Source organism: Actinomadura sp. NPDC023710, from assembly GCF_040639875.1.
Lineage (GTDB): Bacteria > Actinomycetota > Actinomycetes > Streptosporangiales > Streptosporangiaceae > Spirillospora > Spirillospora citrea.
Genome location: NZ_JBFAGB010000029.1, coordinates 11,745 through 35,768, shown reverse-complemented (window position 1 = coordinate 35,768; position 24,024 = coordinate 11,745). Strand labels below are relative to the sequence as shown.

General features: G+C 73.7%; 22 protein-coding genes. 10 read left to right on the top strand and 12 right to left on the bottom strand.

Annotated features, from left to right (window positions below; genetic code table 11):
- Positions 1–95: 95 nt before the first annotated feature.
- The 5 genes from AB0H37_RS29670 (at position 96) to AB0H37_RS29650 (ending at position 5,550) form a co-directional block, all read left to right on the top strand.
- Positions 96–827, top strand: coding sequence for an ABC transporter ATP-binding protein (locus AB0H37_RS29670; RefSeq protein WP_360616459.1), 732 nt, complete (start codon positions 96–98; stop codon positions 825–827).
- Positions 824–3,250 (top strand): ABC transporter permease, encoded by a 2,427-nt coding sequence (locus AB0H37_RS29665; protein ID WP_360616458.1) that lies wholly within the window; start codon positions 824–826, stop codon positions 3,248–3,250. The genes AB0H37_RS29670 and AB0H37_RS29665 overlap by 4 nt, the downstream gene beginning before the upstream one ends.
- Positions 3,251–3,261: 11 nt before the next feature.
- Entirely contained in the window at positions 3,262–3,432 is a 171-nt protein-coding gene (locus AB0H37_RS29660; protein WP_179834449.1) for a hypothetical protein, read from the top strand.
- 110 nt (positions 3,433–3,542) lie between these two features.
- Positions 3,543–4,382 carry a DUF4253 domain-containing protein gene (locus AB0H37_RS29655; protein ID WP_360616457.1) on the top strand — a complete coding sequence of 280 codons (840 nt, stop codon included), beginning with the start codon at positions 3,543–3,545 and terminating at the stop codon, positions 4,380–4,382.
- A gap of 28 nt (positions 4,383–4,410) precedes the next feature.
- Positions 4,411–5,550, top strand: a complete 1,140-nt coding sequence (locus tag AB0H37_RS29650) for a hypothetical protein (RefSeq protein ID WP_360616456.1) — start codon at positions 4,411–4,413, stop codon at positions 5,548–5,550.
- A 7-nt stretch (positions 5,551–5,557) separates the two neighbouring features.
- Here AB0H37_RS29650 and AB0H37_RS29645 read toward each other — a convergent pair whose 3' ends face one another.
- The 8 genes from AB0H37_RS29645 to AB0H37_RS29610 form a co-directional block, all read right to left on the bottom strand.
- A complete protein-coding gene (locus AB0H37_RS29645) occupies positions 5,558–7,525 on the bottom strand; it encodes an ATP-binding SpoIIE family protein phosphatase (protein ID WP_329091711.1) in 1,968 nt (655 codons plus the stop codon).
- Between the two features lie 93 nt (positions 7,526–7,618).
- The gene (locus AB0H37_RS29640) at positions 7,619–8,392 is read right to left on the bottom strand and encodes an NAD(P)H-binding protein (RefSeq protein ID WP_360616455.1); all 774 of its coding nucleotides are present in this window, start codon (positions 8,390–8,392) and stop codon (positions 7,619–7,621) included.
- A gap of 49 nt (positions 8,393–8,441) precedes the next feature.
- Positions 8,442–9,302 carry a fused MFS/spermidine synthase gene (locus AB0H37_RS29635; protein WP_179834444.1) on the bottom strand — a complete coding sequence of 287 codons (861 nt, stop codon included), beginning with the start codon at positions 9,300–9,302 and terminating at the stop codon, positions 8,442–8,444.
- Positions 9,303–9,345: 43 nt separating this feature from the next.
- Positions 9,346–10,374, bottom strand: coding sequence for a dipeptide ABC transporter ATP-binding protein (locus tag AB0H37_RS29630; RefSeq protein WP_360616454.1), 1,029 nt, complete (start codon positions 10,372–10,374; stop codon positions 9,346–9,348).
- A complete protein-coding gene (locus AB0H37_RS29625) occupies positions 10,358–11,392 on the bottom strand; it encodes an ABC transporter ATP-binding protein (RefSeq protein ID WP_179834442.1) in 1,035 nt (344 codons plus the stop codon). Before AB0H37_RS29625 ends, AB0H37_RS29630 begins: the two co-directional genes overlap by 17 nt.
- An 8-nt stretch (positions 11,393–11,400) precedes the next feature.
- On the bottom strand, positions 11,401–12,363 hold the full coding sequence (locus tag AB0H37_RS29620; protein ID WP_329091720.1) for an ABC transporter permease: 963 nt from the start codon (positions 12,361–12,363) through the stop codon (positions 11,401–11,403).
- A gap of 7 nt (positions 12,364–12,370) precedes the next feature.
- The gene (locus AB0H37_RS29615; RefSeq protein WP_179834440.1) at positions 12,371–13,297 is read right to left on the bottom strand and encodes an ABC transporter permease; all 927 of its coding nucleotides are present in this window, start codon (positions 13,295–13,297) and stop codon (positions 12,371–12,373) included.
- A gap of 6 nt (positions 13,298–13,303) precedes the next feature.
- Entirely contained in the window at positions 13,304–14,887 is a 1,584-nt protein-coding gene (locus AB0H37_RS29610; protein WP_360616453.1) for an ABC transporter substrate-binding protein, read from the bottom strand.
- Positions 14,888–15,130: 243 nt separating this feature from the next.
- On the opposite strand from AB0H37_RS29610, the gene AB0H37_RS29605 reads away from it, so the two are divergent.
- Positions 15,131–16,489 carry a M20/M25/M40 family metallo-hydrolase gene (locus tag AB0H37_RS29605; protein WP_360616452.1) on the top strand — a complete coding sequence of 453 codons (1,359 nt, stop codon included), beginning with the start codon at positions 15,131–15,133 and terminating at the stop codon, positions 16,487–16,489.
- A 60-nt stretch (positions 16,490–16,549) separates the two neighbouring features.
- On the opposite strand, the gene AB0H37_RS29600 is transcribed toward AB0H37_RS29605, so the two are convergent.
- The 3 genes from AB0H37_RS29600 to AB0H37_RS29590 all read right to left on the bottom strand — a co-directional run bounded on the left by AB0H37_RS29600 (position 16,550) and on the right by AB0H37_RS29590 (position 19,114).
- Complete coding sequence (locus AB0H37_RS29600) at positions 16,550–17,326, bottom strand: ABC transporter permease (RefSeq protein WP_360616451.1); 777 nt, start codon at positions 17,324–17,326, stop codon at positions 16,550–16,552.
- The gene (locus AB0H37_RS29595; protein WP_360616450.1) at positions 17,323–18,318 is read right to left on the bottom strand and encodes an ATP-binding cassette domain-containing protein; all 996 of its coding nucleotides are present in this window, start codon (positions 18,316–18,318) and stop codon (positions 17,323–17,325) included. Before AB0H37_RS29595 ends, AB0H37_RS29600 begins: the two co-directional genes overlap by 4 nt.
- Before the next feature lie 151 nt (positions 18,319–18,469).
- Positions 18,470–19,114: a PadR family transcriptional regulator gene (locus AB0H37_RS29590; RefSeq protein WP_360616449.1), complete on the bottom strand. Its 645-nt coding sequence runs from the start codon at positions 19,112–19,114 to the stop codon at positions 18,470–18,472.
- 101 nt (positions 19,115–19,215) lie between these two features.
- Here AB0H37_RS29590 and AB0H37_RS29585 point away from each other — a divergent pair, with 101 nt between their 5' ends.
- The 3 genes from AB0H37_RS29585 (at position 19,216) to AB0H37_RS29575 (ending at position 22,168) form a co-directional block, all read left to right on the top strand.
- A complete protein-coding gene (locus AB0H37_RS29585) occupies positions 19,216–20,154 on the top strand; it encodes a hypothetical protein (protein WP_360616448.1) in 939 nt (312 codons plus the stop codon).
- Positions 20,155–20,207: 53 nt separating this feature from the next.
- Positions 20,208–21,230 (top strand): MBL fold metallo-hydrolase, encoded by a 1,023-nt coding sequence (locus tag AB0H37_RS29580; protein WP_329091735.1) that lies wholly within the window; start codon positions 20,208–20,210, stop codon positions 21,228–21,230.
- Between the two features lie 299 nt (positions 21,231–21,529).
- Positions 21,530–22,168 carry a pyridoxamine 5'-phosphate oxidase family protein gene (locus tag AB0H37_RS29575; protein ID WP_179834433.1) on the top strand — a complete coding sequence of 213 codons (639 nt, stop codon included), beginning with the start codon at positions 21,530–21,532 and terminating at the stop codon, positions 22,166–22,168.
- 114 nt (positions 22,169–22,282) lie between these two features.
- On the opposite strand, the gene AB0H37_RS29570 is transcribed toward AB0H37_RS29575, so the two are convergent.
- On the bottom strand, positions 22,283–22,471 hold the full coding sequence (locus tag AB0H37_RS29570; RefSeq protein WP_179834432.1) for a DUF5302 domain-containing protein: 189 nt from the start codon (positions 22,469–22,471) through the stop codon (positions 22,283–22,285).
- 139 nt (positions 22,472–22,610) lie between these two features.
- Here AB0H37_RS29570 and AB0H37_RS29565 point away from each other — a divergent pair, with 139 nt between their 5' ends.
- Positions 22,611–24,011, top strand: a complete 1,401-nt coding sequence (locus tag AB0H37_RS29565; protein WP_360616447.1) for a cytochrome — start codon at positions 22,611–22,613, stop codon at positions 24,009–24,011.
- Positions 24,012–24,024 lie beyond the last annotated feature (13 nt).

Sequence of the window (24,024 nt, the reverse complement as noted above, 5' to 3'; positions counted from 1 at the left end):
TACACCACCGTTTCGGGAGTGCGCGCCCATGTGCCCGCACCCCCGCGGAACCTAGGTTCGTCCAGGTGAGAGGCGGCATCCCACGGAGGGGAACCATGACCACGATGACGGCCGAGGCGACCGCGGAGGCGGTGGGCCTGGACGCGGTCACCAAGACCTACGGGGCCGTGCGGGCCCTGGACGGCGTCACCTGGACGTTCCGCCGCGGCGGGTTCACCGCGGTGATGGGGCCGTCCGGGTCGGGCAAGAGCACGTTCCTGCACTGCGCGTCCGGACTCGACCGCACGAGCGGCGGCACGGTCCGGATCGGCGGCGTGGACATCGGCGGGCTCAGCGAGGCGAAACGGACGCGGCTGCGCCGGGAGCGGATCGGGTTCGTGTTCCAGGCGTTCAACCTGATCCCGTCCATGGACGTCGAGCAGAACATCACGCTCCCGCTGCGGCTGGGCGGCGCCGAGCCCGACCCCGCCCGGCTGGAGGAGATCGTCCGGCGGGTGGGCCTCGCGGACCGGCTGCGGCACCGCCCGTCCGAGCTGTCCGGCGGGCAGCAGCAGCGCGCCGCGCTCGCCCGTGCGCTGATCACCCGCCCCGAGGTCGTCTTCGCCGACGAGCCGACCGGCGCCCTCGACCCGCGCACGGCCCGCGAGGTCCTGCGGATGCTGCGCGAGGCGGTCGACCTGACCGGCCAGACGGTCGTCCTGGTCACCCATGACCCGATGGCCGCCGTGTGGGCCGACTCGGTGCTGTTCCTCAGTCGCGGCCGCATCGTCGACGAGCTGGCCTCCCCGACCGCGTCCGCCGTCCTGTCCCGCTGGGAGACGCTGTGAGGGGAAGAGGGGCGTTCGCCGGGATCTTCGTCGCGCTGGCGTTCGCGGCGACGCTCGTGGGGGCGTGCGGGGTGCTGCTGGAGTCGGCGCTGCGGGCGCACGCGCCGGTCGACAGGTTCGGCGCCGCAGCCGCGGTCGTCACCGGCCCGCGGAGCGTCACGGACCGGATGGGGAGGTTCGCGGACGAGCCGGAGGAGCAGAGCCGGCCGCTGACCGAGCCGGGCCCCGTCCCGGTCGCGGCCGCGGCGGGACTTCGGGGCGTTCCGGGCGTGCGGGACGTGGTCGCGGACGTGTCCTTCCCCGCCCTGCTCTCCTCGGGGCGGCCGGTGACGGGGCACGGCTGGGAGTCGGCGGCGCTCCGGCCCTACCGGTTGAGCGCCGGCCGTGCTCCGCTGGCGCCGGACGAGGTCGTGCTGAGCCGGTCGTCGGACGTGGCGCCCGGGGCGGTGGTCCGCATCCAGGCCGACGGGCCGCCCCGGCGCTACCGGGTTTCCGGGCTCGTCGCCGAGGGCCCCGCCGCGGCGTTCTTCACCGCGGCGACGGCCGCGGCCCTCGACGGGCGCCCGGGCCTCGCCGACGCTCTCGCGGTGCTCGGCGACCCCGACGAGGACGCCCTCCGCAGGGCCGTTCCCGGGCTCGCCGTCTCCTTCGGCACGCAGCGCGGTGACGCCGAGGACCCGGCCGTCGCCGCCGCGCGTCCCGACATCGTGGAGCTGTCCGCCTCGCTCGGCGGGGTCGCGGTGATGACGGCGCTCGTGGTCGTCGGCGGCCTGATCGTGCTGTCGGTGCGGGAGCGGGCACGCGAGTTCGCGCTGCTGCGGGCGGTCGGCGCGACGCCGGGGCAGGTGCGGGGACGCCTCCTGCGCGAGACGCTGCGGGTCGGGGCGCCGGGCGCGCTGGCCGGTGGCGCCCTGTCCCTCGGGGCGGGCGCCGCACTGCACGCCGCGATGGTCCGCAAGGGCGTTCTGCCGGACGGCTTCGGGCTGGCGCTCGGTCCACTGCCCGTCCTCGCGGCGGTCGCGACCACGCTGCTCGCCGCCACCGCGACCGCGTTCCTCGCCTCCCTGCGGCCGTCGCGGATCCGGCCCGTGGAGGCGCTCGGCGAGGCCGCCGCCGAGAACCCGCGCCTGCCCCGCTGGCGCCTCGTCACCGGCGCCGCCTTCCTCCTCGCCGGGCTGAACGCGCTCGGGTTCTCGGCGGGCGCCACGGGCGCCGCCGCGAACGCCTCGATCGGCGGCCTGGTCATCTCGCTGATCGTCGCCACGGCCTTCCTCGGGCCGCTGGTGGCGCTGGCCGGGAACCGGGTGCTGGGCCGCGCCGCCCGGGCCGCCTCGCCGGTGGCCGGGCGGATGGCCCAGCACGCCGCCGGCACCGCCGCCCTGCGCGCCGGGTCACTGATCACTCCGGTCGCCCTGGCCGTCGCGTTCGCGGGCGTCCAGCTCTTCGCGCAGTCCACCGTCGCCCACGCCGCGCGGACGCAGGCGGAGGAGGGGAACCGCGCCGACCGGATCGTCGTGGCGGCGGGCCCCGGGCTCCCGCGCGGCGCCGCCGGATCGGTACGCCGCGTCCCCGGCGTGACGGCCGCGACGCCGGTCAAGCGCACCGGCGTCGTCATGGCGGTCAAGGAACTGGGCGAGAAGAACCTGCGCTCGCTGGACGGCAGCGGCATCGGCTCGGACGCCGCCGCCACGATGGACCCGGGAGTGTCGTCCGGCCGGCTCGGCGATCTGCGCGGCGACGCCGTCGCGCTCAGCCGGGACGTCGCCGGCGGCCTGCACGTCGGCTCGACGGCGTCGCTGTGGCTCGCGGACGGGACGCGGATCCGGGCGCGCGTCGTGGCCGTCTACGACCGGGGCCTCGGCTTCGGCGACGTGCTGCTCCCCCACGACCTCGTGGCCGCGCACTCCGCCTCGCCGCTCGACGACCGCGTCCTCGTCCGCGGACGGGCGGACCTGAGCGCGGTCACCGCCGCCTACGCCGGGGCCAGGGTGGTCACCCCGGACGCCTTCCAGGCGGGACTCTCGCAGGAGATCAGGCTCCAGGGGTTCGTCAGCCTGCTGGTGGTCGCCGCGATCACGGGATTCATCCTCATCGGCCTCGTCACGACGCTGGCGGTGGCGACGGCGGCGCGCCGCCGCGAGTTCGCGCTGCTGCGGCTGGTGGGCGCCACCCGCCGGCAGGTCCTGCGGATGCTGCGCCTTGAGGCCGCGATCGTGCTCGGCACCGGCATCGCGGTCGGCGCCCTCATCGCGGCGGTGACCCTGACGGCGTTCGCGGCCCGCGTGACCGGCCTCCCCCTGCCCTCCGTCCCGCCTCTGGCGTGCGCGGTGATCCTCCTCGGCGTGGCCGGATCCGGCGCCGCCGCGATCCTCCTCCCGGCGCGTGCCGTGCTGCGCCGGCGCACCCCTCCCTCCCTCTCCTGAAAGGCACCTCCATGAGCAACTCCACCCGCTGGACCCTGGTCTGCATCCTCATCGGCGTGAACGTCCTGTCGAACGCGGTCCTCGGGGACGGCTGGATCCAGATCGCCGTCAGCGCCGTCACCGGCCTCGCCGCCGCCGCAGTCCTGATCGACCTGCTGCTCCGCGGCCGCCGCGAGCCCTGAGCCCGGCGGGGCCGCCCGGCCGGACGAGCGAACCGCAAGGCTCGTCCCCCGGACGGCCCCTACCGCCGTTACGATCGCCACTGGCATGCTCTGTACCGGAACGGCGTGAAATGGATGATGTGGAGGTCCGGCACCTGCCGGGCGACCTGCCGCAGCTGTTCGACGGCGGCGCCGGGGACGGCGCGCCCGGCCGGACGCTGTCGGTTCCGCTGCCCGACGGGGATCTGGTCTGGCCGGACCCCGGGTACCCGCAACGGCAGCTCCTCCTGCGGCCCGCGTTCTGGCTGAGCGACGAGCCCGCCGGCGGCGAGCTGTGGGCCCGGTTCCGCGCCGAGCACGCGAGGTCGGGGCTGTGGCCGCTGCTCATGGACGAGTCCGACCAGCCGTGGGCGGCGGGCCAGATCGCCCCCGAGCCGGTCGCCGAGATCGGCAACTACCACCCCCACGCGTTCATGTACGAGGTGTGGGCGGACTGGGCCGAGCAGGCCGCCGACGACGACCACGACGACCTCGCCCCGTACGGGCGGCACTGCCCCGGACCCGCGCCCGCCGGCGTCCCGCTCGACGACCCCGATGCCATGGCCGACCGGCACGCCCGCGCCCTGGCCGCCCGCGGCCTGTCGCTCGGCCTGGTCGCGGTGGACCGCGGCGCAGACGCCCTCGCCGCCGTCGGCTGGCAGGGCGCGCTGAACCACAACGAGTGGACGGCGCCGCTCGCGGCCGTCCTGCGCAGCTGGGAGGACCGCTTCGGCGCCCGCGTCGTCGCGCTCGGCTTCAACACCCTGGAGCTCAGCGTCGCCGCGCCGCCCGTGAGCACCCGGCACGCCGTGCACGTCGCGGCCGAGCACTGGGCGTTCTGCCCCGACATCCTTTTCCAGGGGCCCGGCACCCTCGCCGGGTACGCCGAGGAGATCCGCGGCAAGACCAACTGGTCGTTCTGGTGGGACTGACCGGCGACGGAGACGGGGGCGGGCACGGATGCGACGCAGTGGCAGGGCACTCTCCGCGGTCATCGCGGCCGGGATCGTCCTCACCCTCGCGGCCGACGTCACCGTGCTCGCGCGGGACCGGAAGGGCGGCGGGCCCCGCCGGGCGGGGAACCTCGTGTCGGTCGCCGAGGCGCCGCGGACGCCGACCGTCGCGCCGCTGACCCGCCGCTACACCCCGCACCTGCTGGTCGCGGGGACGTCCTCGCTGCCGCCCCGGGCCGTCGAGCGGGCGAGGCGGCTCAAGGGCGTCGCCGGGGTCACGGTCGTGGACGCCGCGCGGGCCAGGGTCGGCGGCCGCCGCATGGGCCTGCTCGGGGTGGACCCCTCGGGGTTCCGCGCGTTCGCGCCCGAGCCCACCGCCGGTTCCGACCAGCTGTGGCAGACGGTCGCGTCCGGCGGCCTGGCGGTGTCGTTCGAGCAGGGCCGCGACGGGGCGCTGCCTCTCGGAGCGGTGGTCCCGGCGGGCCGCAGCACGAATCCGGCGCAGGTCCGCGTCGGCGCCTACGCCTCGATGGGCATCGGCGACGTCGACGCCATCGTGTCCCGCGTTCAGGCCCGCGCGCTGGGGCTGCCGGACGGGAACGGCCTCGTCATCAGCGCCCCGAAGGCCGACACCGCGGCGCTGGTGAAACACCTGAAGAGGATTCTCCCGCGCGGCACGAAGGTGGCGGCGCTGGCGGCGCCGAAGCGCACTGGCGGCACGCCGCGCAGGAGCGTCCCGCGGGTGACCGGGCGGCCGGACGGGGCGTCCGGCGACCGCTCCCCCATCACCGGCAACGCGATGACGCCCACGATGCGGACCGCCCTGCTGGAGATCGCCGGGATGTTCGGCCCCTTCCCCGTGATCGGCTGCCACCGCTCCACCGGCGACCCGCAGGACCACGGCGACGGCCGCGCCTGCGACTTCATGGAAAGCACCGGCGGCCGGACGCCGAGCGCCGGCGCCCAGCGGCACGGCGACGAGGTCGCCCGGTACGCCGTCGCGAACGCGCGGCGGCTCGGGATCTCCTACGTCATCTGGAAGCAGCACATCTGGAACGTGCGCGGCGGCGGTTGGCGGCCGATGGAGGACCGGGGAAGCATCACCCAGAACCACTACGACCACGTCCACATCTCGGTGCTGCGCTAGCCGCCCTTCAGGGAAGCGGCTGCTCGCACCACACCACCTTGCCGTTCTTGGTGCGGCGCACGCCCCAACGCTGCGCCAGCCGCCCCACGACGTGGAGGCCCCGGCCCGACTCGCTCGCCTCGTCCTCGTCGTCGTGGTGGCGGATCCGGGGGCGCCCGTCGGAGGAGTCGAACACCTCGCAGACCAGCCCGCCCTCCCGCACCAGCCGCAACACGATGCGGCCGCCCGCGTGCCGGATGGCGTTGGTGACCAACTCGGAGGCCAGCAGGGTGGTGGTGTAGGCCATGTCCTCCAGGCCCCAGTGGGCGAGCCGGTCGCGGATGAGGCCACGCGCCCGGCGCACGGCGGCCGGCTCGGCGGGCAGCTCCCAGGAGGCGTGCCGGTCGGCCGGGATCCGCGCCAGCCGCGCCACGAGCATGGCGATGTCGTCGCGGTGCTGGTCGTCGTAGACGCCGTCGAGGGCCGCCTGGCACAGGTCCTCCAGGGGGCGGGCGGCGGCGCCGGGCCCGAAGGTGGCGCGCAGCCGGGCCAGTCCGTCGTCGATGTCGCGGGCCCGGTTCTCCACCAGGCCGTCGGTGTACAGGAACAGCAGCGTCCCGTCCTCGACGGTGAACTCGCGGCTGACGATGGGGCCCTGGCCGCCGACGCCGAGCGGCGGCGCGGGCGGCACCGGCAGGTACTCCGAGGCCGTGCCGGGCGGGACCAGCAGCGGCGGCAGGTGCCCGGCGCTGGCCACCTCGCACCGGCCGCTGACCGCGTCGTACACGACGTACGCGCAGGTGGCGAAGTGGGGTTCGCGCTCGCCGAGCGTCCGCATCAGGGAGTCGAGCCGCTCCAGCGCCTCGGCGGGCGGCAGCTCCAGCCCGGCGAGGGTGTGGATGGCGGTGCGGAGCCGCCCCATGGTGACGGCCGCCTTCACGCCGTGCCCGGCCACGTCCCCGACGACCAGCGCGACCCGCGCCCCCGGCAGCGCGATCGACTCGTACCAGTCGCCGCCGACCTCGATGAGCCGGCTGCCCGGCAGGTACCGGTGGTGCACCTCCACCGGCGACGGCGCCGACAGCCCGGTCGGCAGGAGGCTGCGCTGCAGGGTCAGCGCGGTCGCCCGCTCCCGCGAGTACTGCCGGGCGCTCTCGACGAAGATGGCCGCCCGGCTGGCGAACTCCATCCCGATCTCGACGTCGTAGGCGTCGAAGGGGCGGTGCGCGACGTTGCGCGTGCAGACGAAGAAGCCGAGGACGCCGACCGCCGAGGTGATCGGCAGCAGCAGTATCGACGCGCCCTTGAGCAGTTCGGCGACCGGCGGGCGGCGCCAGGAGGAGGCGAGCCTCGCCGCGCCCTCTCCGCCGAGCGCCCGCAGCACCGGCTCGCCGGACGCCAGGCACAGCGCGTGCGGGGTCCCCTCCGGGTAGACCAGGGACTCCCCGGTCGGGAACGTCGCGTCCCAGGCCGGGTCACGGTCGTCGAAGCCGATCGCCATCCGGCGCAGCTGCGGGCCGTCGGGGCCCTGCGGCCCCTCGTCGGCGTCGATGTGGCTCTCCAGCAGCATCAGCGCGCCGGAATTGCAGAAGTGCGGGACGAGCACGTCCATCAGTCCGCGCGCCAGCAATTCCAGGTCGAGCGTGGAACCGATCCGCGGGAGCGCGTCGTCCAGCAGGGCGCGGCGGATGACGGCCGGGTCGACGAACCGGTCCGCGAGCGGCACGGGCACCTTCACCACCGCCAGCGCCGCGATCTCGGGAGCGCCGCCGCTCATCGGGTGGACGGTCACGACCGCGTCGAGCAAGCCGCCGACGGGAGTCTCCACGGCGAGCATGGCGGTGCGCTCCCGCCCGGCCCTCAGCGCATCCATCAAGGGCCTGTGCGCGCCGGGGATCACCTCGTCCAGCCGGGCGCCCAGCAGGCCGTCCGCATTCGGGCACAGAACCGCCGCGGCGTTGCGGTCGAACTGAAGAATTCTCCCCGACGAATCCATGCCGAGAATGAGAATTCGGGTGGACGACTCCATCGCTCGATTATGGGACATGGCGGGGCCCGATGAGACCGATACGGGCGGGGAATCCGTCCCTTACCGATGCGTATGGGTCTCGGCCAGGAACTGACGCCAGGTCCGGTTCCCCACGGCGTGGTCCGGCGCCAGGTGATGGCCTTCGCGGAAGGCCCGCGCGGCGCGTCCGGGAAGCGGCACCGGCACCCGGACGGGACGCCGCAACCCGCGCGCCTTCAGGTAGTCCCGCATCATCTCCTCGACCGTGAGCACCTCCGGGCCGCCCAGGTCGTCGACCCGCCGCGCGGGCCCGGCGGCCAGGGCCAGTTCGGCGAGCCGCCCGGCGACCTCGCCGACCTCGATGGGCTGGTCGCGCAGCCCTCTCGGCAGCAGCATCAGGCCCGGGACTTTGGTGAGCGCCGCGAAGACCGCGTCCGGCAGGGTGTGGAACTGAGTGGCCCGCAAGATCGTGTACGGCAGGCCGGAATCCTCGATCGCCCGCTCCACCGCGTACTTGATCTTGTAATATCTGTAAGGGATCTTGTCGACGCCGACGATCGAGATATAGAGCAGGTGCGGCGCGCCCTGCCGGCGCGCGGCCTCGATCAGCGTCCGCGCGGCCTGCAGGTCCCGCTTGGCGTGGAACGCGTCACTGGCGCAGTGCACGATCGTCTCGACGCCGGCGAGGGCGTCCTCGACCCCTTCGCCGGTGACCAGGTCGCCCTTGCACCAGGTCACCCCTGACTCCGGTTCCCTGACGCGGCGGCTGAGCGCGCGCACGTCCGCGCCGGCCTCGGCCAGCAGGCGGGTGACGGGCCTGCCGAGCGTGCCGCTCGCCCCGGTCACGAGAATCATGGGAACTCCTTGTCGTTCGTCGTCGGATGCGGAAGGCCGGGTCCCTCGGTCAGGACCTCCCGAACACCTGCGGCGGCGGGACGGGCGCGGCGATCTCCTCGCCGTCGCGCAGCGACGCGGCGCCGGCGCAGAACGCCGCGAGGTCGCCCCCCTCCAGCAGGCGGGCGCGCGCGGCGCCGCCCGCGGCGCGGCGCGTCAGCTCGGCCGCGGGGAGCGGTTCCCGGGACGCGGCCACGATCAGGTTCCCGAAGCGGCGGCCCCGCAGCACGCCCGGATCGCCCATCACCAGCGTGTGCCGGAACACCGACCGGACCGTCGCGGTCACCCGGCGGGCGAACGGCAGCCGGAAGCCGTCGGCGACGTTGGCCAGGTAGACCCCTCCGGGCCGGAGCACCCGCGCGGCGTCCAGCACGAACTCGCGGGTCGCGAGCTCCGGCGGCATCGACGCCCCGGCGAAGGCGTCCATCACGACCAGGTCGTCGGCCTCGTCCGCCAGGGCCGCGATCCCCGAGCGCCCGTCGGTGATCCGGATCCGCAGGCCGGAGACGCCCTTGACCGGCAGCTGCTCCCGGACGACCTGCACCAGCTCCGCGTCCGGTTCCAGGACGACCTGCCGCGAGCCCGGCCGGGTCGCGGCGATGTAGCGGGGCAGCGTGCACCCGGCGCCGCCGACGTGCACGGCGTCGAACGCCTCCCCGGCCAGGCCGAGGGAGTCGACCACGTCGCCCATCAGGCGCATGTACTCGAAGTCCAGGTAGGTGGGGTCGGACAGGTCCACGTACGACTGGGGGACGCCGTCGACGAGCAGCATCCAGCCGCCGTCGCGGTCGGCGTCGCGCAGCAGCTCGGCCTCCCCGCCGGCGATCTCGAAGGTTCGCGGACGGGGGCCGTGCCTGCCCTTGCGTGCCATGGCTCCCACCCTACGGATCGCGACCAGCGACGCCCGCGACGCCTCAGGTCTGCTCCGACAGGTCCGTCAGGGCGGCCTCCGCCGCGAAGTGGCAGGCGCTCGGGTGGGCGGAGCCGTCCCGCTCCTCCAGGGCGGGCACCTGCTCCGCGCAGATGTCGCGCGCCTTCCAGCAGCGGGTCCGGAACCGGCAGCCGGACGGCGGGTCCAGTGGCGACGGCGGCTCGCCCTCCAGCCGGATCTGCTCCGCCCAGCCGGGCGCGTCCGGATCGGGCACCGGGACGGCCGACAGCAGCGCCTGCGTGTACGGGTGGGTGGGGTGCTCGTAGATCTGGTCCTCGTCGCCGGTCTCGACGACCTTGCCCAGGTACATCACGGCGATCCGGTCGGAGATGTGGCGGACGGCGGCCAGGTCGTGCGCGATGAACACGTACGCCAGGCCGAGCTCGCGCTGCAGCTCGGCGAGCAGGTTCATCACCTGCGCCTGGACGGACACGTCCAGCGCCGACACCGGCTCGTCGCACACGATGACGTCGGGCCGCAGCGCCAGCGCGCGGGCGATGCCGACGCGCTGGCGCTGCCCGCCGGAGAACTGGTGCGGGTAGCGGTTGACGTGCGCGGGGTCGAGGCCGACGAGCTCCAGCAGCTCCTGCACGCGCCCGCGCCGCTCGCCCTTCGGCGCGACCTCGGGATGGACGGCGAACGGCTCCCCCACGATGTCGCCGACCGTCATACGCGGGTTGAGCGAGGAGTAGGGGTCCTGCATCACCATCTGCACGCGGCGGCGCAGCGCCCGCAGCTCCGGCTTCGGCAGCGCGAAGATGTCGCGGCCGTCGAAGCGGACCGTCCCGGCGGTGGGACGCTCGGCGGCGAGCAGCAGCTTGGCCAGCGTCGACTTCCCGCACCCCGACTCGCCGACCACCCCGAGGGTCTCGCCGCGCCGCAGCTCCAGGTCCACCCCGTCCACGGCCTTGATCTGCCCGACCGCGCGCTTGACCACGACGCCGCGGGTCACCGGGTAGTGCTTGACGAGCCCCTCCACCCGCAGGATCGGGTCCTCACTCGGCTCCGGCACGGTGCACCTCCTCGGCGAAGTGGCAGGCGGCCTCGTGCCCGGGGGCGACGGTGACCAGCGGCGGCCGCTCCGCCGCGCAGAGGGCCTCGGCACGGGGGCAGCGCGGCTGGAACGGGCAGCCCGGCGGGAGCGCGGCCGGGTTCGGCGGCGCCCCCTTGATCGGGACGAGCGGGCCGCCCCGCCGGTCGAGCCGCGGCACCGAGGCCAGCAGGCCCCGGGTGTAGGGGTGGGCGGGCCGCGCGTACAGCTCCCGGGCGGGCGCCTGCTCGGCGACCGACCCCGCGTACATGACCACGATCCGGTCGGCGACGCCGGCGACGACGCCGAGGTCGTGGGTGATCAGCACCATGCCCATGCGCAGCTCGTCCTGCAGCCCCGCCAGCAGCCGCATGATCTGCGCCTGCACGGTGACGTCGAGCGCGGTGGTCGGCTCGTCGGCGATCAGCACGTCCGGCTCCAGCGCCAGCGCCATCGCGATCATGATGCGCTGCCGCATGCCGCCGGAGAACTGGTGCGGGTAGTCGCCCAGCCGCTTGGCGGCGGAGGGGATCCGCACCCGCTCCATCAGCTCGACGGTCCTCGCCGTGGCCTCCCGGCGGCCGAGCCCCCGGTGCACCCGGAACATCTCGCGGAGCTGGTCGCCGACCGTGAAGACCGGGTTCAGCGCGGACAGCGCGTCCTGGAAGATCATCGAGATGCGGTCGCCGCGGTAGGCGCGGCGCCGCCGCTCGGACAGGCCGAGCAGTTCCTCGCCGCGCAGCCGCACCGACCCGCGCTCGACGCGGGCGGGCGGGACGTCCAGGATGCCCATCACGGCCTGCGCCGCGACGCTCTTGCCCGATCCCGACTCGCCGAGGATCGCGAGCGTCTCGCCCTCGGCGAGCGTGTACGACAGCCCGTTCACCGCGTGCACGTCCTGGTTCCGCACGCGGAACCGGACGTGCAGGTCCTCGACGCTCAGGAGCGGCGCCTCCGGTTCCGGGGCGGGTACCGGGTCGTCCTTCAGGTCCGTGGTCATGTCTCGGCTCACCGCAGCTTGGGGTCGAGGGCGTCGCGGACGGCGTCGCCGAGCATCAGGAAGCTCAGCACCGTCGCCGACAGGAACACCGCGGGGAAGATCAGCAGGTGCGGGTGGTCGACGAAGGAGTCCTTCGCCTGGTTGAGCTGGAGCCCCCAGGAGATCTCCGGGTACTGCAGGCCGACGCCGAGGAAGTCCAGGGTCGCCTCGCCCACGATCACGTGCCCCACGTTGAGGGTCGCCACCACGATGACCGGGGCGATCGCGTTCGGCAGGATGTGCCGGATCATGATCCGCCGGTCGGACGCGCCGAGCAGCCGCGCCGCCTGCACGTAGTCGGCGTCCCGGACGGAGATGACCTGCCCCCGCATGATGCGGATCATCGTCGTCCAGCCGAGCAGGACGAGCACCAGCGTCATCGCCCACACGCCGTGCGAGGGGAACGCGACCAGGATCACGGTGGCGCCGAGCACGAACGGCAGCCCGAAGAAGACGTCGGTCAGCCGCGCGATCAGCGCGTCGACGATCCCGCCGTAGTATCCGGCGAGCAGCCCGAACAGCAGCGCGATCAGCAGCGCGAACACGGTGACGGAGACGCCGATCAGCAGCGTCGGGCGGGCGCCGTGCACGACGTGCGCGTAGTAGTCGCAGCCCGCGAGGTCGGTGCCGAACCAGTGGTCGCCGGACGGCCCGAGCTTGGCGTCGTTGGGGTCGCAGCCCTCGTTGACGCCCTTGGCGGTGAACAGCCGCGGCACCACGGCCATGACCGTCACGAGCGCGAGGACCGCCACCGACCCCCAGAAGACCCAGCGGCGCCGCAGTTCGTGCCACGCGTCGTCCCACAGCGAGGCCCGGCCGATCGACCCGCCGGCGACGGCGACCGCGGCGGCGCTCGTCCCCGGGGCCCCGGGGCCGGGCGCCGGCTCCGGCTCCGTGCCCGGCGGCCCCGCGTCCGGCTGCTTGATGGTCATGCGCTCCTCACTCGTACCTGATCCGCGGGTCGAGCACCCCGTACAGCAGGTCCACGACCAGGTTGACCAGCAGGAAGATCAGCACCAGCAGGGTGACCGCGCCGACCACGACCGGGCCCTCCTTCAGCTGGATCGACTGGAACACCTGCTCCCCGATGCCCGGCAGGTTGAAGATGCCCTCCGTCACGATCGCGCCGGCCATCATGTTCCCGAAGTCGACGCCGAGATAGGTCACCACCGGGATCAGCGAGTTGCGCAGGGCGTGCCGGCCGACCACCCGCGTCCGCGACAGCCCCTTGGCGTTCGCCGTCCGCACGTAGTCGGCCCGGAGGTTCTCCGACAGGCTCGTCCGGGTCAGCCGCGCCACGTACGACAGGCCGAGGGAGCCGAGCACCATCCCGGGGAGCAGGTAGGACATCGGCCAGCCGTCGTCCGTCCCGGCCGTGGGGAAGATCTGCCAGTGCAGTCCGAACAGGAGCTGCGCGGTGTAGCCGAGCACGAACACCGGCACCGCGATCACCAGCGTGGTCCCGCTCAGGACGAGGGTGTCGGCGAACCGCCCGCGGCGCAGCCCCGCCCAGATGCCGAGCAGGATCCCGATGACCAGCTCGAAGACCCAGGCGGTGACGGCGAGCTGCGCCGTCACCACCCAGCGCCCGCTGAGCATCTCCGACACGCTCTGGCCGGTGTAGTTCTCGCCGAGGTCGCCCTGGAGGAGGCCCCACATGTACTTCGCGTACTGCACCAGCAGAGGGTCGTTCAGGTTGTACCGGTCCCGGAGCGTCTCCAGGACGTTGTCGGGGACCGGCTTGTCCCCGGCGAGCGCCTGGATCGGATCGCCCGGCAGAGCGAACACCATCGCGTAGATGAGCAGCGTGGTGCCGATGAAGACGGGGATCGCCTGCAGGAGCCGCCGGAGGACGTAGCGCCACATCGCCGGCTACTTCACCGTCACTTCGGTGGCGATCAGGCCCGTCGAGAACGGGGTGATCGTGACGTTGTCCACCCGCTTCGACCGCCCGCCCTCGCCCGCCCACGTCCACAGCGGGATCATCGGCATCTCACGGACGGCGACGTCCTCGGCCTGGTTGTAGAGCGCGTTGGCCTGCTGCTGGTCCGACGTCTTGTTGGCCTTGGCGATGAGGTCGTCGAACTCCTTGCTTTCCCAACCCATGCGGTTGCCCGCCGAGCCCCACATGTTCTCCAGGTAGTTCTGCGGGCTCGGGTAGTCGGCCTCCCAGTTCTGCCGGTAGGGGCCCTTCTCCTTGCGGTCGCTCAGCAGGGAGAAGTAGTCGGACGCGGGGACCTGCCGGAACTGGATGTCCTTGATGCCGAGGTTGTCGCGCAGGGAGTTGGCGACGATCCGCATCCACTGGGCGTAGGTCGGCTGCGCGTTGGAGAAGTACAGCTCCAGGGTCCCGGAGAACCCGCCGGCCTTGTCGAACAGCTGCCTGGCCTTGGCGGGGTCGTAGGTGCACAGCTCGCCGCAGGCGTTGGCGCGGTGGCCGGGAATGATCGACGGGATCAGCGAGTCGGCGGGGAAGTAGTCGCCGTTGAAGACCGCCTTGTTGATGCCCTGGCGGTCGATGGCCATGGAGATGGCCTTGCGCAGGTCGGGGTTGGCGAACCGCTTGTCGAACACCGGGAGGCCGAGGTAGTCGGTCGTGCTCATCTTGCGGGCCAGGAACCGGTCGCCGAGGAGCCGCTTGGCCTCGGGGACCTTGGCGGACGGGATGGTCTGCAGGACGTCGATCCGGCCTGCCCGCAGGTCGGTGTAGGAGGTGTCCGCGCTGGAGTAGCTCTTCCAGGTCACGCCCTTGTTCTTCGGCTTGCGCGTCCCGGTGTAGCCGGGGAACGCGACGAGCTTGATCTGCTTGTTGCGCTCCCAGTTCCCGTCCATCATGTACGGGCCGTTGCCGATCGGGTGGTCGTCGAACGCCTTGGGGTCCTTGAGCCCGGCCTTCGGCATCGGCGCGTACGCCGGGTAGGTCAGCAGCAGCGGGAACTGGCTGAACGGGTCGTTCAGCGTGACCTTGAGTGTGTTCTGGTCGACGACCTCGATCCCGGAGAGCTTGTCGGCCTTCGGTTCGGCCTTCTCGTCCTCGGGATTCATGTCCTCGTACCCCTTGATGTACGAGAAGTAGGAGTTGGCGCCCATCGCGTTCGGCCCGTAGGCGGCGTTGTTCCACGCGTCGGCGAAGCTCTGCGCCGTCACCGGCTCCCCGTTGTGGAACTTCTGGCCGGCCCTGACCTTGATCGTCCACACCTTCTGGTCGTCGGAGGTGACCGACTCGGCCGCCAGCGGGACGGCCTTGCCGTCCTTGGTCAGGTCCATCAGGTTGTCGAACAGCTCGGTGATCACGTCGAAGGCGTAGCTGCCGGTCGTGTTGGCGGGCAGCAGGTGGTCCGGCTCGGAGTGGCCCACGGTGAACGTGCCGTCGCTCGCCTTGGCGTCGTCCCCGCCGCAGGCCGAAAGGCCGAGCGACGCGGCCAGCGCCACCGCCGCGAGACCCGCGGCGTTCAAGCGGAGACCCCTTCCGGCATCCCTCAGGCTGGTCATGCTCCTCCTCGGCCCTGTCGTTCGGCGCACGGGCGCTTGGCCGCCCGCCGTCCCTGGAACGCTCGCAGCGTCGTACTCAGCGTGGCAGTTTGGGTACGGCGCTGACGGAGTCGAAACCGGATCGAGACGTATTTGATCATTCGTTGACACTGGTCAGCGAGGGAGCAAAATGAAGCCTCGTTGCGGAAGGGGAGCAAGGGGGCTGTGGTGCGCTTCGATCAGGAGACGGTCGGCGGAACGCCGGACGAGACGGCGGACGGGCCGGACGGCGGACGGGCCGGCGCGGAGGCGGCGGCGATCTGCGCCGACCTCATCAGGTTCGCCACGGTGAACCGGGGCGAGGGGGTGGCCGAGCCGGAACGTCCGGCCGCCGAGCACGTCGCCGGCCTGCTCGACGAGGTGGGCGTCGAGGCGACGGTCGTGGAGGCGGCGCCGGGCCGCGCGAGCGTGCTCGCCCGCGTCCCCGGTACCGACCCGTCCCATCCGGCGTTCCTGGTCCACGGGCACCTGGACGTGGTGCCCGCGGACCCGGCGGACTGGACGGTCCCGCCGTTCTCCGGCGAGGTGCGGGACGGGTGCGTGTGGGGGCGCGGCGCCGTCGACATGAAGGGCAGCCTCGCGATGACGCTCGCGACCGTGCGGGCGCGGCTGCGCGAGGGACGGCGCACCCGAGGCGACCTGGTGCTGGCGTTCCTGGCCGACGAGGAGTGCACCGGCGACTACGGCTCCCGGTACGTGGCGCGCGAGCACCGCGGGTTCTTCGAGGGGTGCACGGAGGCGATCAGCGAGTCCGGCGGGTTCAGCGTGGACGCCGGCGGGGCGCGGATCTACCCGATCGCGACCGGCGAGCGCGGCACGACCTGGATGCGGCTGACGGCGCGCGGGACCGCGGGGCACGGGTCCAAGCCGGCGCCCGACAACGCGGTCGCCGAGATCGCGCACGCGGTCTCCCGGCTGGCCGCCCACGCGTGGCCGGTCCGGCTGACGCCGGGCGTGCGGGCGCTGCTGGACGGGCTCGCGGACGCCCTCGGCACGTCCATCGACCACGACCGCCTCGACGCGGAGGCCGCCCGGCTCGGCCGCGCCGGGCACCTGTTCGCCGGGACGATCCGCAACTCGGCGAACCCGACCCGGCTGGACGCCGGCTACAAGGTCAACGTCGTGCCGGGCACGGCGACCGCGCAGGTCGACGGCCGCTATCTGCCCGGCACGGGCGAGGAGTTCCTCGCCACGATCGACCGGCTGCTCGGCCCGAAGGTGACCCGTGAGTTCATCAACTTCGAGGAGGCCCCCGCAGCCGACCCGGCGGGCCCGACGTTCGCCGCGCTGGCGGGCGCGCTGCGAGCCGAGGACCCGCTCGCGCGTCCCGTCCCGTACGTGATGGCGGGCGGGACCGACGCGAAGTCGTTCCACCGGATCGGCATCACGAGTTTCGGCTTCGCGCCGCTGCTGCTCGGCCCCGATCTCGACTACTTCGGGATGTTCCACGGCGTGGACGAGCGGGTCCCGCTGGACGGCCTCGCCTTCGGGACCCGCGTGCTGGACCGCTTCCTCGACACCCGCTAGGCCGGGCAGGGGGTTCCGGTGCGTCCGGCCACCGGAACCCCCTCGGGCCTCTCTCCCCGGTCACTGCGAATTCTGATAGCTCCGGAGCGAGTGGACCGCGAGCCCGACCGCGGCCGCGGTCAGCACGAGGAGCCATCCCCCGTGCGTCGCGACCGTCCCCCAGTCGGGGGCATCGGCGAGCGCGCCGCGCGACGCGTCCAGGGCCCAGCTCACCGGGTTGCCGGCCGCCACGTGCCGCATCCAGGACGGCATCAGGCCCTTGGCCATGAACGCCGACGACAGGAACGTCAGCGGCAGCAGCAGCATCACGTTCAGGCCGATGATCGTGTTGCGGTCGCGCACGAGCAGCGCGAGCGTGTTGGACAGCGCCGCGAGGACGACGCCGATCAGCACCGCCGCGGCGACCAGCACCGCCAGGCCCGCGGGGGCACCCGGGTAGTGCGCGCCCGCCGCCCGGCCCAGCGCGATGATCACGATCGACTGGAACGCCGTGCTGAGGGCCTGCTCCACGACGCCGGCGTTCGCGATCGCGCCGCGCCGCACCGGCGTGACGAGGAACCGGTCGAGGGTGCCGCGCTCGATCTCGTCCATGGTCGCCATCCCGGCGAAGGAGTTCAGCGACACCGCGTTCATGACGACCACGCCGGGGACGATGTAGTCGAGGTAGGACTGCGCGCCGAACCCCGGCAGCTCGACCACCTTCCTGAACAGCTCGCCGAACAGGAACAGCCAGATCATCGGCTGCGCCAGCGTCATGACGACGACGGCGGGGTTGCGCACCAGCGCGGTCAGCCGCCGGTGGGTCATCCACCAGGTCCCGGTCGCGAGCGCGGTCATCGGGCACCTCCGGCGGCGGCGGTCTCGGCGTGGTCGGGGGCGTCGGCCCGCGCGAACCGGCGTCCGGCGTAGCGCAGGTACACATCGTCCAGGGACGGCCGCGCGACGGTCGCCGCCGAGGCGGGGACGCCCGCCTGGTCGAGGGCGGCGAGGACGGCGGGCACGGCCGACGCGCCGTCGTCGGCGCGGGCGCTGAGGCGCGGCCCGTCCAGGACGATCTCGCGCACGCCGGGCAGCCGGCCGAGCGCCTCCCGCACCGGCGGCTCGGGCGGCGCCTCCCGCCATTCCACGTGGACGGCGTCGCCGCGCAGCTCCCCCTTGAGGGAGTCGGGGGTGCCCTCCACCACGACGCGTCCCCGGTCGACGATCGCCAGCCGCCGCGCCAGCCGGTCGGCCTCCTCCAGGTAGTGGGTGGTCAGCAGGATCGCGAGCGCGTCGTCGCCCGCCAGCCGCGCGATCTCGGCCCACATCGACGCGCGGGCCTCCGGGTCGAGCCCGGTGGTGGGCTCGTCCAGGAACAGCACCTGCGGCCGGTGGACGAGGCCGAGCGCGACGTCGAGCCGCCGCCGCATCCCGCCGGAGTAGGTCTTCACCGGCCTGCCCGCCGCGTCCTCCAGCCCGAACCGGGCGAGCAGCTCGGCGGCCCGGCTCCGCGCCCGCGCCCCGCCCATCCCGTAGAGGCGGCCTTGCAGGACGAGGTTGTCGCGGCCGCTCGCCTCGGGGGCGGCGCCGGACCGCTGCGACACCACGCCGATGACGCGGCGGACCCGGTCGGGCCTGCGGAGCACGTCGTGCCCGGCCACGGTCGCGGCGCCCGCGTCCGGCCGGATCAGCGTGGTGAGGATCTTGACGGTGGTGGACTTGCCCGCCCCGTTGGGGCCGAGCAGCCCGAGGATCTCGCCCCGGCCGACCGTGACCGACAGGCCGTCCAGGGCCCGGACGTCGCCGGGGTAGTTCTTCACGAGGCCCTCGGCCTCGATGGCATGCGCCATGTTCTCCTCCGTGCCAGGAAACGTGCCGCACGAAGGGCCCCGGATAGGCTGGTGTCGCGTCACGCCGCCAGGGCCCGCCTCGCGCGGGTTCTCGGTGGTGGGTCCCGGCCCGGGGGCGGTGTTGCAGCACCGCCGCCGGGCCTTCCGCTCGCTAGTCCTCCGGGGCTCCCCTCTCCGCCAGCTCGGCGATCTCGGGCGGCATCTCGCCGGTCGCGTGGAAGGAGCGCCACAGGTCGAGGTGCGGCAGCGTGCCGTCCTCGATCTCGGTGAGGAGGCCGCGCACCCATGCGAGCTCGGCGCGCCGCATGGCGAGGTCGTACTCGGCCTCCAGCAGGAAGAGGCGCGGCACCTCCGTCTCGGCCTCCAGCGCGGCCCGGTCGGCGGCGATCTCCCGCTCCATCGCGTCGAGGCGGCCGCGCAGCAGCGCCGCCACCTCGTCGGGGCCGAGCGCGCCGAGGACCGAGAGCCCCGCCTCGAACCGCGGCCGCTCCCGCTCGGGCACCCCGACCAACTCCCGGACCCAGTCGGCCAGCTCGTCCCGTCCCGCGTCGGTGATGCCGTAGACGGTGCGCTCGGGCCGAGCCCCGTCCCGGGCGCTTCCCTCGACGGCCAGGAACCCGTGCTTCTCCAGGTTGCCGACCACGGTGTAGAGCGAGCCCCACTTGATGTCCATGTCGCGGTCCTTGCCGCGGGCACGCATCAGCGACGCCATCTCGTACGGATGCATCGGCTTGGCGGAGACGGTCGACAACACGGCGAGCCCCAGCAGGTTGCTCACTTTGCGCCGCTTGGCCATCTCGGCCTCCTCGTGAACGAGTATTCGCGGACGAGTATGACAGCCATGACCACCCCCGTCCACCCCGATGCACGCGCTTCCAGTGCGGGTAGAGATCGGACGTGGACTTCTCCAGTGCGGCCGACGACCTGTACGGCGTCCTGCCCGCCGACTTCGTGGAGACCCGGAAGCGCCTGGCCCAGGAGGCCAGGAGGGCGGGCGACGCCGCGCTCGCGAAGCGGATCGGGGCGCTGCGGCGCCCCACGCTCTCGGCGTGGGCGGTGAACCTCCTGGCGCGCTCGGCCGCGGACGACCTCGCCGGGCTGCTGGACGCCGGGGAGGAGATGCGGGCGGCCTGGGGCTCGGGCCGCGGCCTCGGGGACCTGGAGCAGCGCCGCGCCAGGCTCGTCGGGTCGCTCGTGCGGACCGCCGGCGAACTCGCCGCGGACGCGGGCGGCGCGCTGCGCGAGCAGGCCGTCCGCGAGGTGGAGGACACCCTCCAGGCCGCCACGGTGGACGCCGGCATCGCCGAGGAGGTCCGCGAAGGACGGCTGTCGCAGCCCCGCAGCCATTCCGGCTTCGTCCCCGCCGGGTTCGCGACGGCGCCCGCGGACCGGGAAGAACGCGCGAGGCCGAAGCCCGAGGAGAAGCCCGCCGAGCAGGAGCAACCGCCTGAGAGGAAGGCGGAACCGGCGAGATCGAACGTCACGCGCACGAGCGCCGCCCGCGCCAAGCGGGCGGAGACACTGCGCAGGCGCGCCGAGCAGGCAGAGGACAAACTGGCCGAACGCGAGGAGCGCGCCGACGCGGCCCAACGCGAGATGCAGGAAGTGTCCGCCAAGGTGGGGCAGCTCCGGCACGAACTGGAACGGGCGATCGCCGAGCGGGACGCCGCGTCCCGAAGAGCGGACCGCGCCGAGCAGAACCGCGCCCGCGCCGAGGAGGCCGTGCGCGAGGCCCGCAAGGCCGCCGCCGAAGCCCGCCGCGCCGCCGCCCGCGACCCTGGTCGACCCTCGACCGGAGCGGGGCGGGGATCAAAGGGGATGTCCGGGATGAAGTAGGTTCGTCCCGAACGTGATTCGACAATCAAGGGGGCGCGGTGGGGGCACCGGTCGTGGAGCAGCCGACTGACTGGACCGAGCCGGGCGCTCATCCGGTGGCGCCGGGGGTGCACCGGGTCCCCCTCGCGCTGCCGATCCCGTCGCTGCACGCCGTCAACGTGTACGTCATCGAGGACGCCGAAGGCCTCGTCGTCGTTGACTCCGGCTGGGCCATGCCCGACACGAAGGCCTCGCTCGAAGGCGCGCTCGCCACCCTCGGCCACCGGCTGGACGACGTGGCGCAGTTCCTCGTCACCCACGCCCACTGGGACCACTACTCGCAGGCCCTGGCGCTGCGCGACTCGTTCGGGACGCGAGTGCGGATCGGGCGGGGCGAGCGGCCGTCGATCGAGGCGTTCGACGCTCGCCGGGGGCTGCACCCCCGGCAGGTGGAACTGCTGCGCCGGTGCGGCGCGGACGAGGTGGCCGACGAGATCGCGGGCCGGCCCCTGGAGCGTTCCGAGCAGGACGTGCCGCACACGATGCCGGACGCGTGGCTGGACGACGGGGAGCGCGTCGCCCTCACGGAACGCGGCCTGGACGTGTTCGCCACACCGGGGCACACCCGCGGCCACATCGTCCTGCGCGACGCGGCGGCCGGGCTGCTGTTCGCGGGCGACCACATCCTCCCGCACATCTCGCCGTCCATCGGTCTGGAGACCGAGCCTGAGCCCAAGCCGCTGCGCAGCTACCTGGAGTCGCTGCGGCTGGTCCGCGACATGCCGGACACCGTGCTGCTGCCCGCGCACGGTCCCGTGCGGCCGAGCGTGCACATCCGGATCGACGAGCTGCTGGAGCACCACGCCGAGCGGCTGGACGCCGCCGCCGCGCAGGTTCGCGCCGGGCGCGGCACGGCGTTCGAGGTGGCGGGCGCGATGCCGTGGACGCGCCGCAGGCGCAGCCTCGACGACCTGGACGCGTTCAGCCGGATGCTGGCCGTGCTGGAGATCGAGGCGCACCTGGACGTCCTCGCCGACCGGGGCGTCCTGGACGCCCACGACGAGGGCGGCGTCCGCCGCTACGCCGCGCGGCGCTGACGCGCACGGGCGATCAGGTCCGGTGCGGGCGATGAGTTTCGGTGCGCCCCCGAGTCTGTATGAGAAACCCGTGCGGAGTACTCCCACTGAGAAACGCCGCCCCTTCCCACGGGCGCCGCGGCCCTCGGCCCGGCGCCCGGAGCGGCGGCCGGTCGACCGTGTCGCGGCCCCGGACGAGTGGGCCGCGACACGGCCGCCGGTAGGGACGACCCCGCCGGTAGGGACGACCCTGCCGCCGGGCGCCCGGAACAGCCCGGGTTACGCTGATCTTCGGATTCTCCCCGGCGGAAGGAGCGGCGATGACGGTCGCCCCCGAGTTCACTGCGATCACCTCTCCGGCGGAGCTGCGCGAGCTTCTCGGCACGCCGATGCGGCGGGCGATCGACAAGGAGCGGGTCGCGCTGCACGACTGGGACCGCGAGTGGCTCGCCCGGTCCCCGTTCTGCCTGATCGCCACCAGTGACGCCGCCGGAAACTGCGACGTCTCCCCCAAGGGCGACCCTCCGGGGTTCGTGCACGTCATCGACGGCACGACGATCGCCGTCCCGGACCGTCCCGGCAACCGCCGCGTGGACGGGTTCATGAACGTGCTGAGCAACCCGCACGTCGGCCTGATCTTCCTCGTGCCGGGGCGCACCGAGACGCTGCGGATCAACGGCCGGGCCACGCTGGTCCGGGACGCCCCGTTCTTCGACGAGATGGTCGTCAAGGGGCACCGGCCGGCCCTCGCGCTCGTCGTGGACATCGAGCAGATCTTCTTCCACTGCGCGAAGGCGCTCATGCGCTCGAAGCTGTGGAAGCCGGAGTCGTGGAATCCGGAGGCTCTGCCGCCGCACGCCCGGATCGTCAAGGACGTCCAGTACACCGAGGAGAGCGTGGAGGAGCTCCGGGAGTACTACAGCGAGGCGAACTACAGCAAGAAGCTCTACCAGGGCTGATCCGGCCGGCGGCCGGACCTGGGCGCCCGCTCGCGATCGCCGTGGGCGGCGCCGGAGGAACGGAGCGACCCCCGCGCCTTTCCGCGCGGGGGTCTGCCTACCGGTGCGGCCCGGTCAGCCGCTCTTGCGGCGGAACTGCCGCTGGTGGTCGGCGCGCTCGTGGGTGCCGCGCACCTTCGAGCCGCTCCGGCCGCCGGCGCCTCCGTTCTTTCCCTCCGCGCCGCGCTTGCGCTCCAGGGCCTCCCGGAACCTGCGCTTCACCTCGTCCTCGCCGTCTTCGGGCGCTCCTGCGGAGTCGGCCATGCGGACCTCCAGCTCGTGTATGGGCACCCCTAGCGTCACACAACCCGCGATGGCGGGCTCGTGCACGCCGAAAGATCGCCGTGGGAGATTCCAGCATAAACCGGCCGTCGGCAAACGTTCTCTCCTAGGGTTTGTGCACGTGGAGCCCCAGACGCCGCAGGCCGAGCCCGTCCCCGCCCATCTGCCGCTGGAGGCGCTCGCCGTCCAGCCGCTGCTGAACCGCGACCACGAGACCCGTCCCGCGGCGTTCTACGAGCGGCTGCGGGCCGAGTACGGCCCCGTCGCGCCGGTGGACGTCCTCGGGGTGCCGGCCTGGCTCGTCATCGGCTACGCCCAGACGCTCGACATCCTGCGCGACGCGCGCGGGAACTGGAGCCGGAGGGTCGGCACCTGGCGCGCGTACCGGGAGGGCGAGGTCCCGGCCGACTGGCCGATGCTGCCGGTGGTCGAGTCGGACAACAGCGGGTTCCGCGACGGCGCCGACTCCACCCGGCTGCGCGGCGCCTGGAGCGAGGGCCTGCGGCCGTTCCAGGACCGGAGCCGACCGGAGGCGAAGGCGCTGGAGCAGGCCGTCCGGCGGTACGCCGACGAACTGCTCACAGTGATCTGCGAGGGCGGCGGCCGGTCCGGGTCGGCGGACCTGTCGGCGCAGTACGCGCGGCCGCTGCCGTTGATGGTGATCGGTCGGCTGCTCGGTTCCGGGGCCGACGACGGCGACGAGCTGATCAGCGACCTGTGGCGGGTGATGGACGCGGGCCCGGACGCCCAGGAGGCGTCCGCCCGGCTGATCGCACGGGTCGCGGACCTGTGCGCGGCGCGGGTCGCGGCCCCCGGCGAGGACCTGCCGTCCTTCATGCTCGCCGCCGTGCCCGACCTGACCGCCGAGGAACTGACCGCCGAGATGGCGATGATGACCGGCCTCGTCGGCGACGTGACCGGAACGCTGATCAGCAACACCGTCACCGAGGTGCTCATCGGCGAGACCGGCGCCCGCGACAGCCTGTCGGCCGGGATGCTGCAGGAGGCGATCAACCGGGCCGCGGCCGCCAACCCGCCGATGGCGAACCTGGCGTTCCGGTGGGCCAAGACCGACGTGCGCCTCGGCCGGTTCCAGATCGCGGCGGGCGACCCGGTCATGGTCTCACCCGCCGCGGCGCACCAGGACCCGGCCTTCGCGGCTGGCGGCGGGCCCGACTCGATCTACAGCTCGCGCGCCCACCTGGCGTGGAGCGCCGGTCCGCACGCCTGCCTCGGCCGCGACCTCGCCACCACCATCACCACGATCGCGGTGGAGCGGCTGTTCGACCGGTTCTCCGGGCTGCGGCTCGCGGTGCCGGCCGACCGGCTTCCGTGGCGCTCGTCCCCGCTGATGCGCGGCCTGCGGTCGCTGCCGGTCACCTACGAACTGGCCGGGGACCCGCCGGAGCCGCAGTCCTCCGCCGCCGCCGAGGAGGCGGCCGAGCAGGAGGAACCGGGCGAGGACGGGCATGACTCGCTGGTGCGGCGCGTCCTGCGGATGATGCGTCTCTCGCAGTCCTGACCGGCGGCCATCC

Coding starts and splice junctions, on each gene's coding strand:
- AB0H37_RS29645 (WP_329091711.1), bottom strand. CDS start 7,525: ATGGATTCGTCGGGGAGAATTCTTCAGTTCGACCGCAACGCCGCGGCG.
- AB0H37_RS29570 (WP_179834432.1), bottom strand. CDS start 22,471: ATGGCCGACTCCGCAGGAGCGCCCGAAGACGGCGAGGACGAGGTGAAG.
- AB0H37_RS29670 (WP_360616459.1), top strand. CDS start 96: ATGACCACGATGACGGCCGAGGCGACCGCGGAGGCGGTGGGCCTGGAC.
- AB0H37_RS29600 (WP_360616451.1), bottom strand. CDS start 17,326: ATGACCGCGCTCGCGACCGGGACCTGGTGGATGACCCACCGGCGGCTG.
- AB0H37_RS29575 (WP_179834433.1), top strand. CDS start 21,530: ATGACGGTCGCCCCCGAGTTCACTGCGATCACCTCTCCGGCGGAGCTG.
- AB0H37_RS29655 (WP_360616457.1), top strand. CDS start 3,543: ATGGATGATGTGGAGGTCCGGCACCTGCCGGGCGACCTGCCGCAGCTG.
- AB0H37_RS29660 (WP_179834449.1), top strand. CDS start 3,262: ATGAGCAACTCCACCCGCTGGACCCTGGTCTGCATCCTCATCGGCGTG.
- AB0H37_RS29625 (WP_179834442.1), bottom strand. CDS start 11,392: ATGACCACGGACCTGAAGGACGACCCGGTACCCGCCCCGGAACCGGAG.
- AB0H37_RS29635 (WP_179834444.1), bottom strand. CDS start 9,302: ATGGCACGCAAGGGCAGGCACGGCCCCCGTCCGCGAACCTTCGAGATC.
- AB0H37_RS29595 (WP_360616450.1), bottom strand. CDS start 18,318: ATGGCGCATGCCATCGAGGCCGAGGGCCTCGTGAAGAACTACCCCGGC.
- AB0H37_RS29640 (WP_360616455.1), bottom strand. CDS start 8,392: ATGATTCTCGTGACCGGGGCGAGCGGCACGCTCGGCAGGCCCGTCACC.
- AB0H37_RS29650 (WP_360616456.1), top strand. CDS start 4,411: ATGCGACGCAGTGGCAGGGCACTCTCCGCGGTCATCGCGGCCGGGATC.
- AB0H37_RS29615 (WP_179834440.1), bottom strand. CDS start 13,297: ATGTGGCGCTACGTCCTCCGGCGGCTCCTGCAGGCGATCCCCGTCTTC.
- AB0H37_RS29590 (WP_360616449.1), bottom strand. CDS start 19,114: ATGGCCAAGCGGCGCAAAGTGAGCAACCTGCTGGGGCTCGCCGTGTTG.
- AB0H37_RS29620 (WP_329091720.1), bottom strand. CDS start 12,363: ATGACCATCAAGCAGCCGGACGCGGGGCCGCCGGGCACGGAGCCGGAG.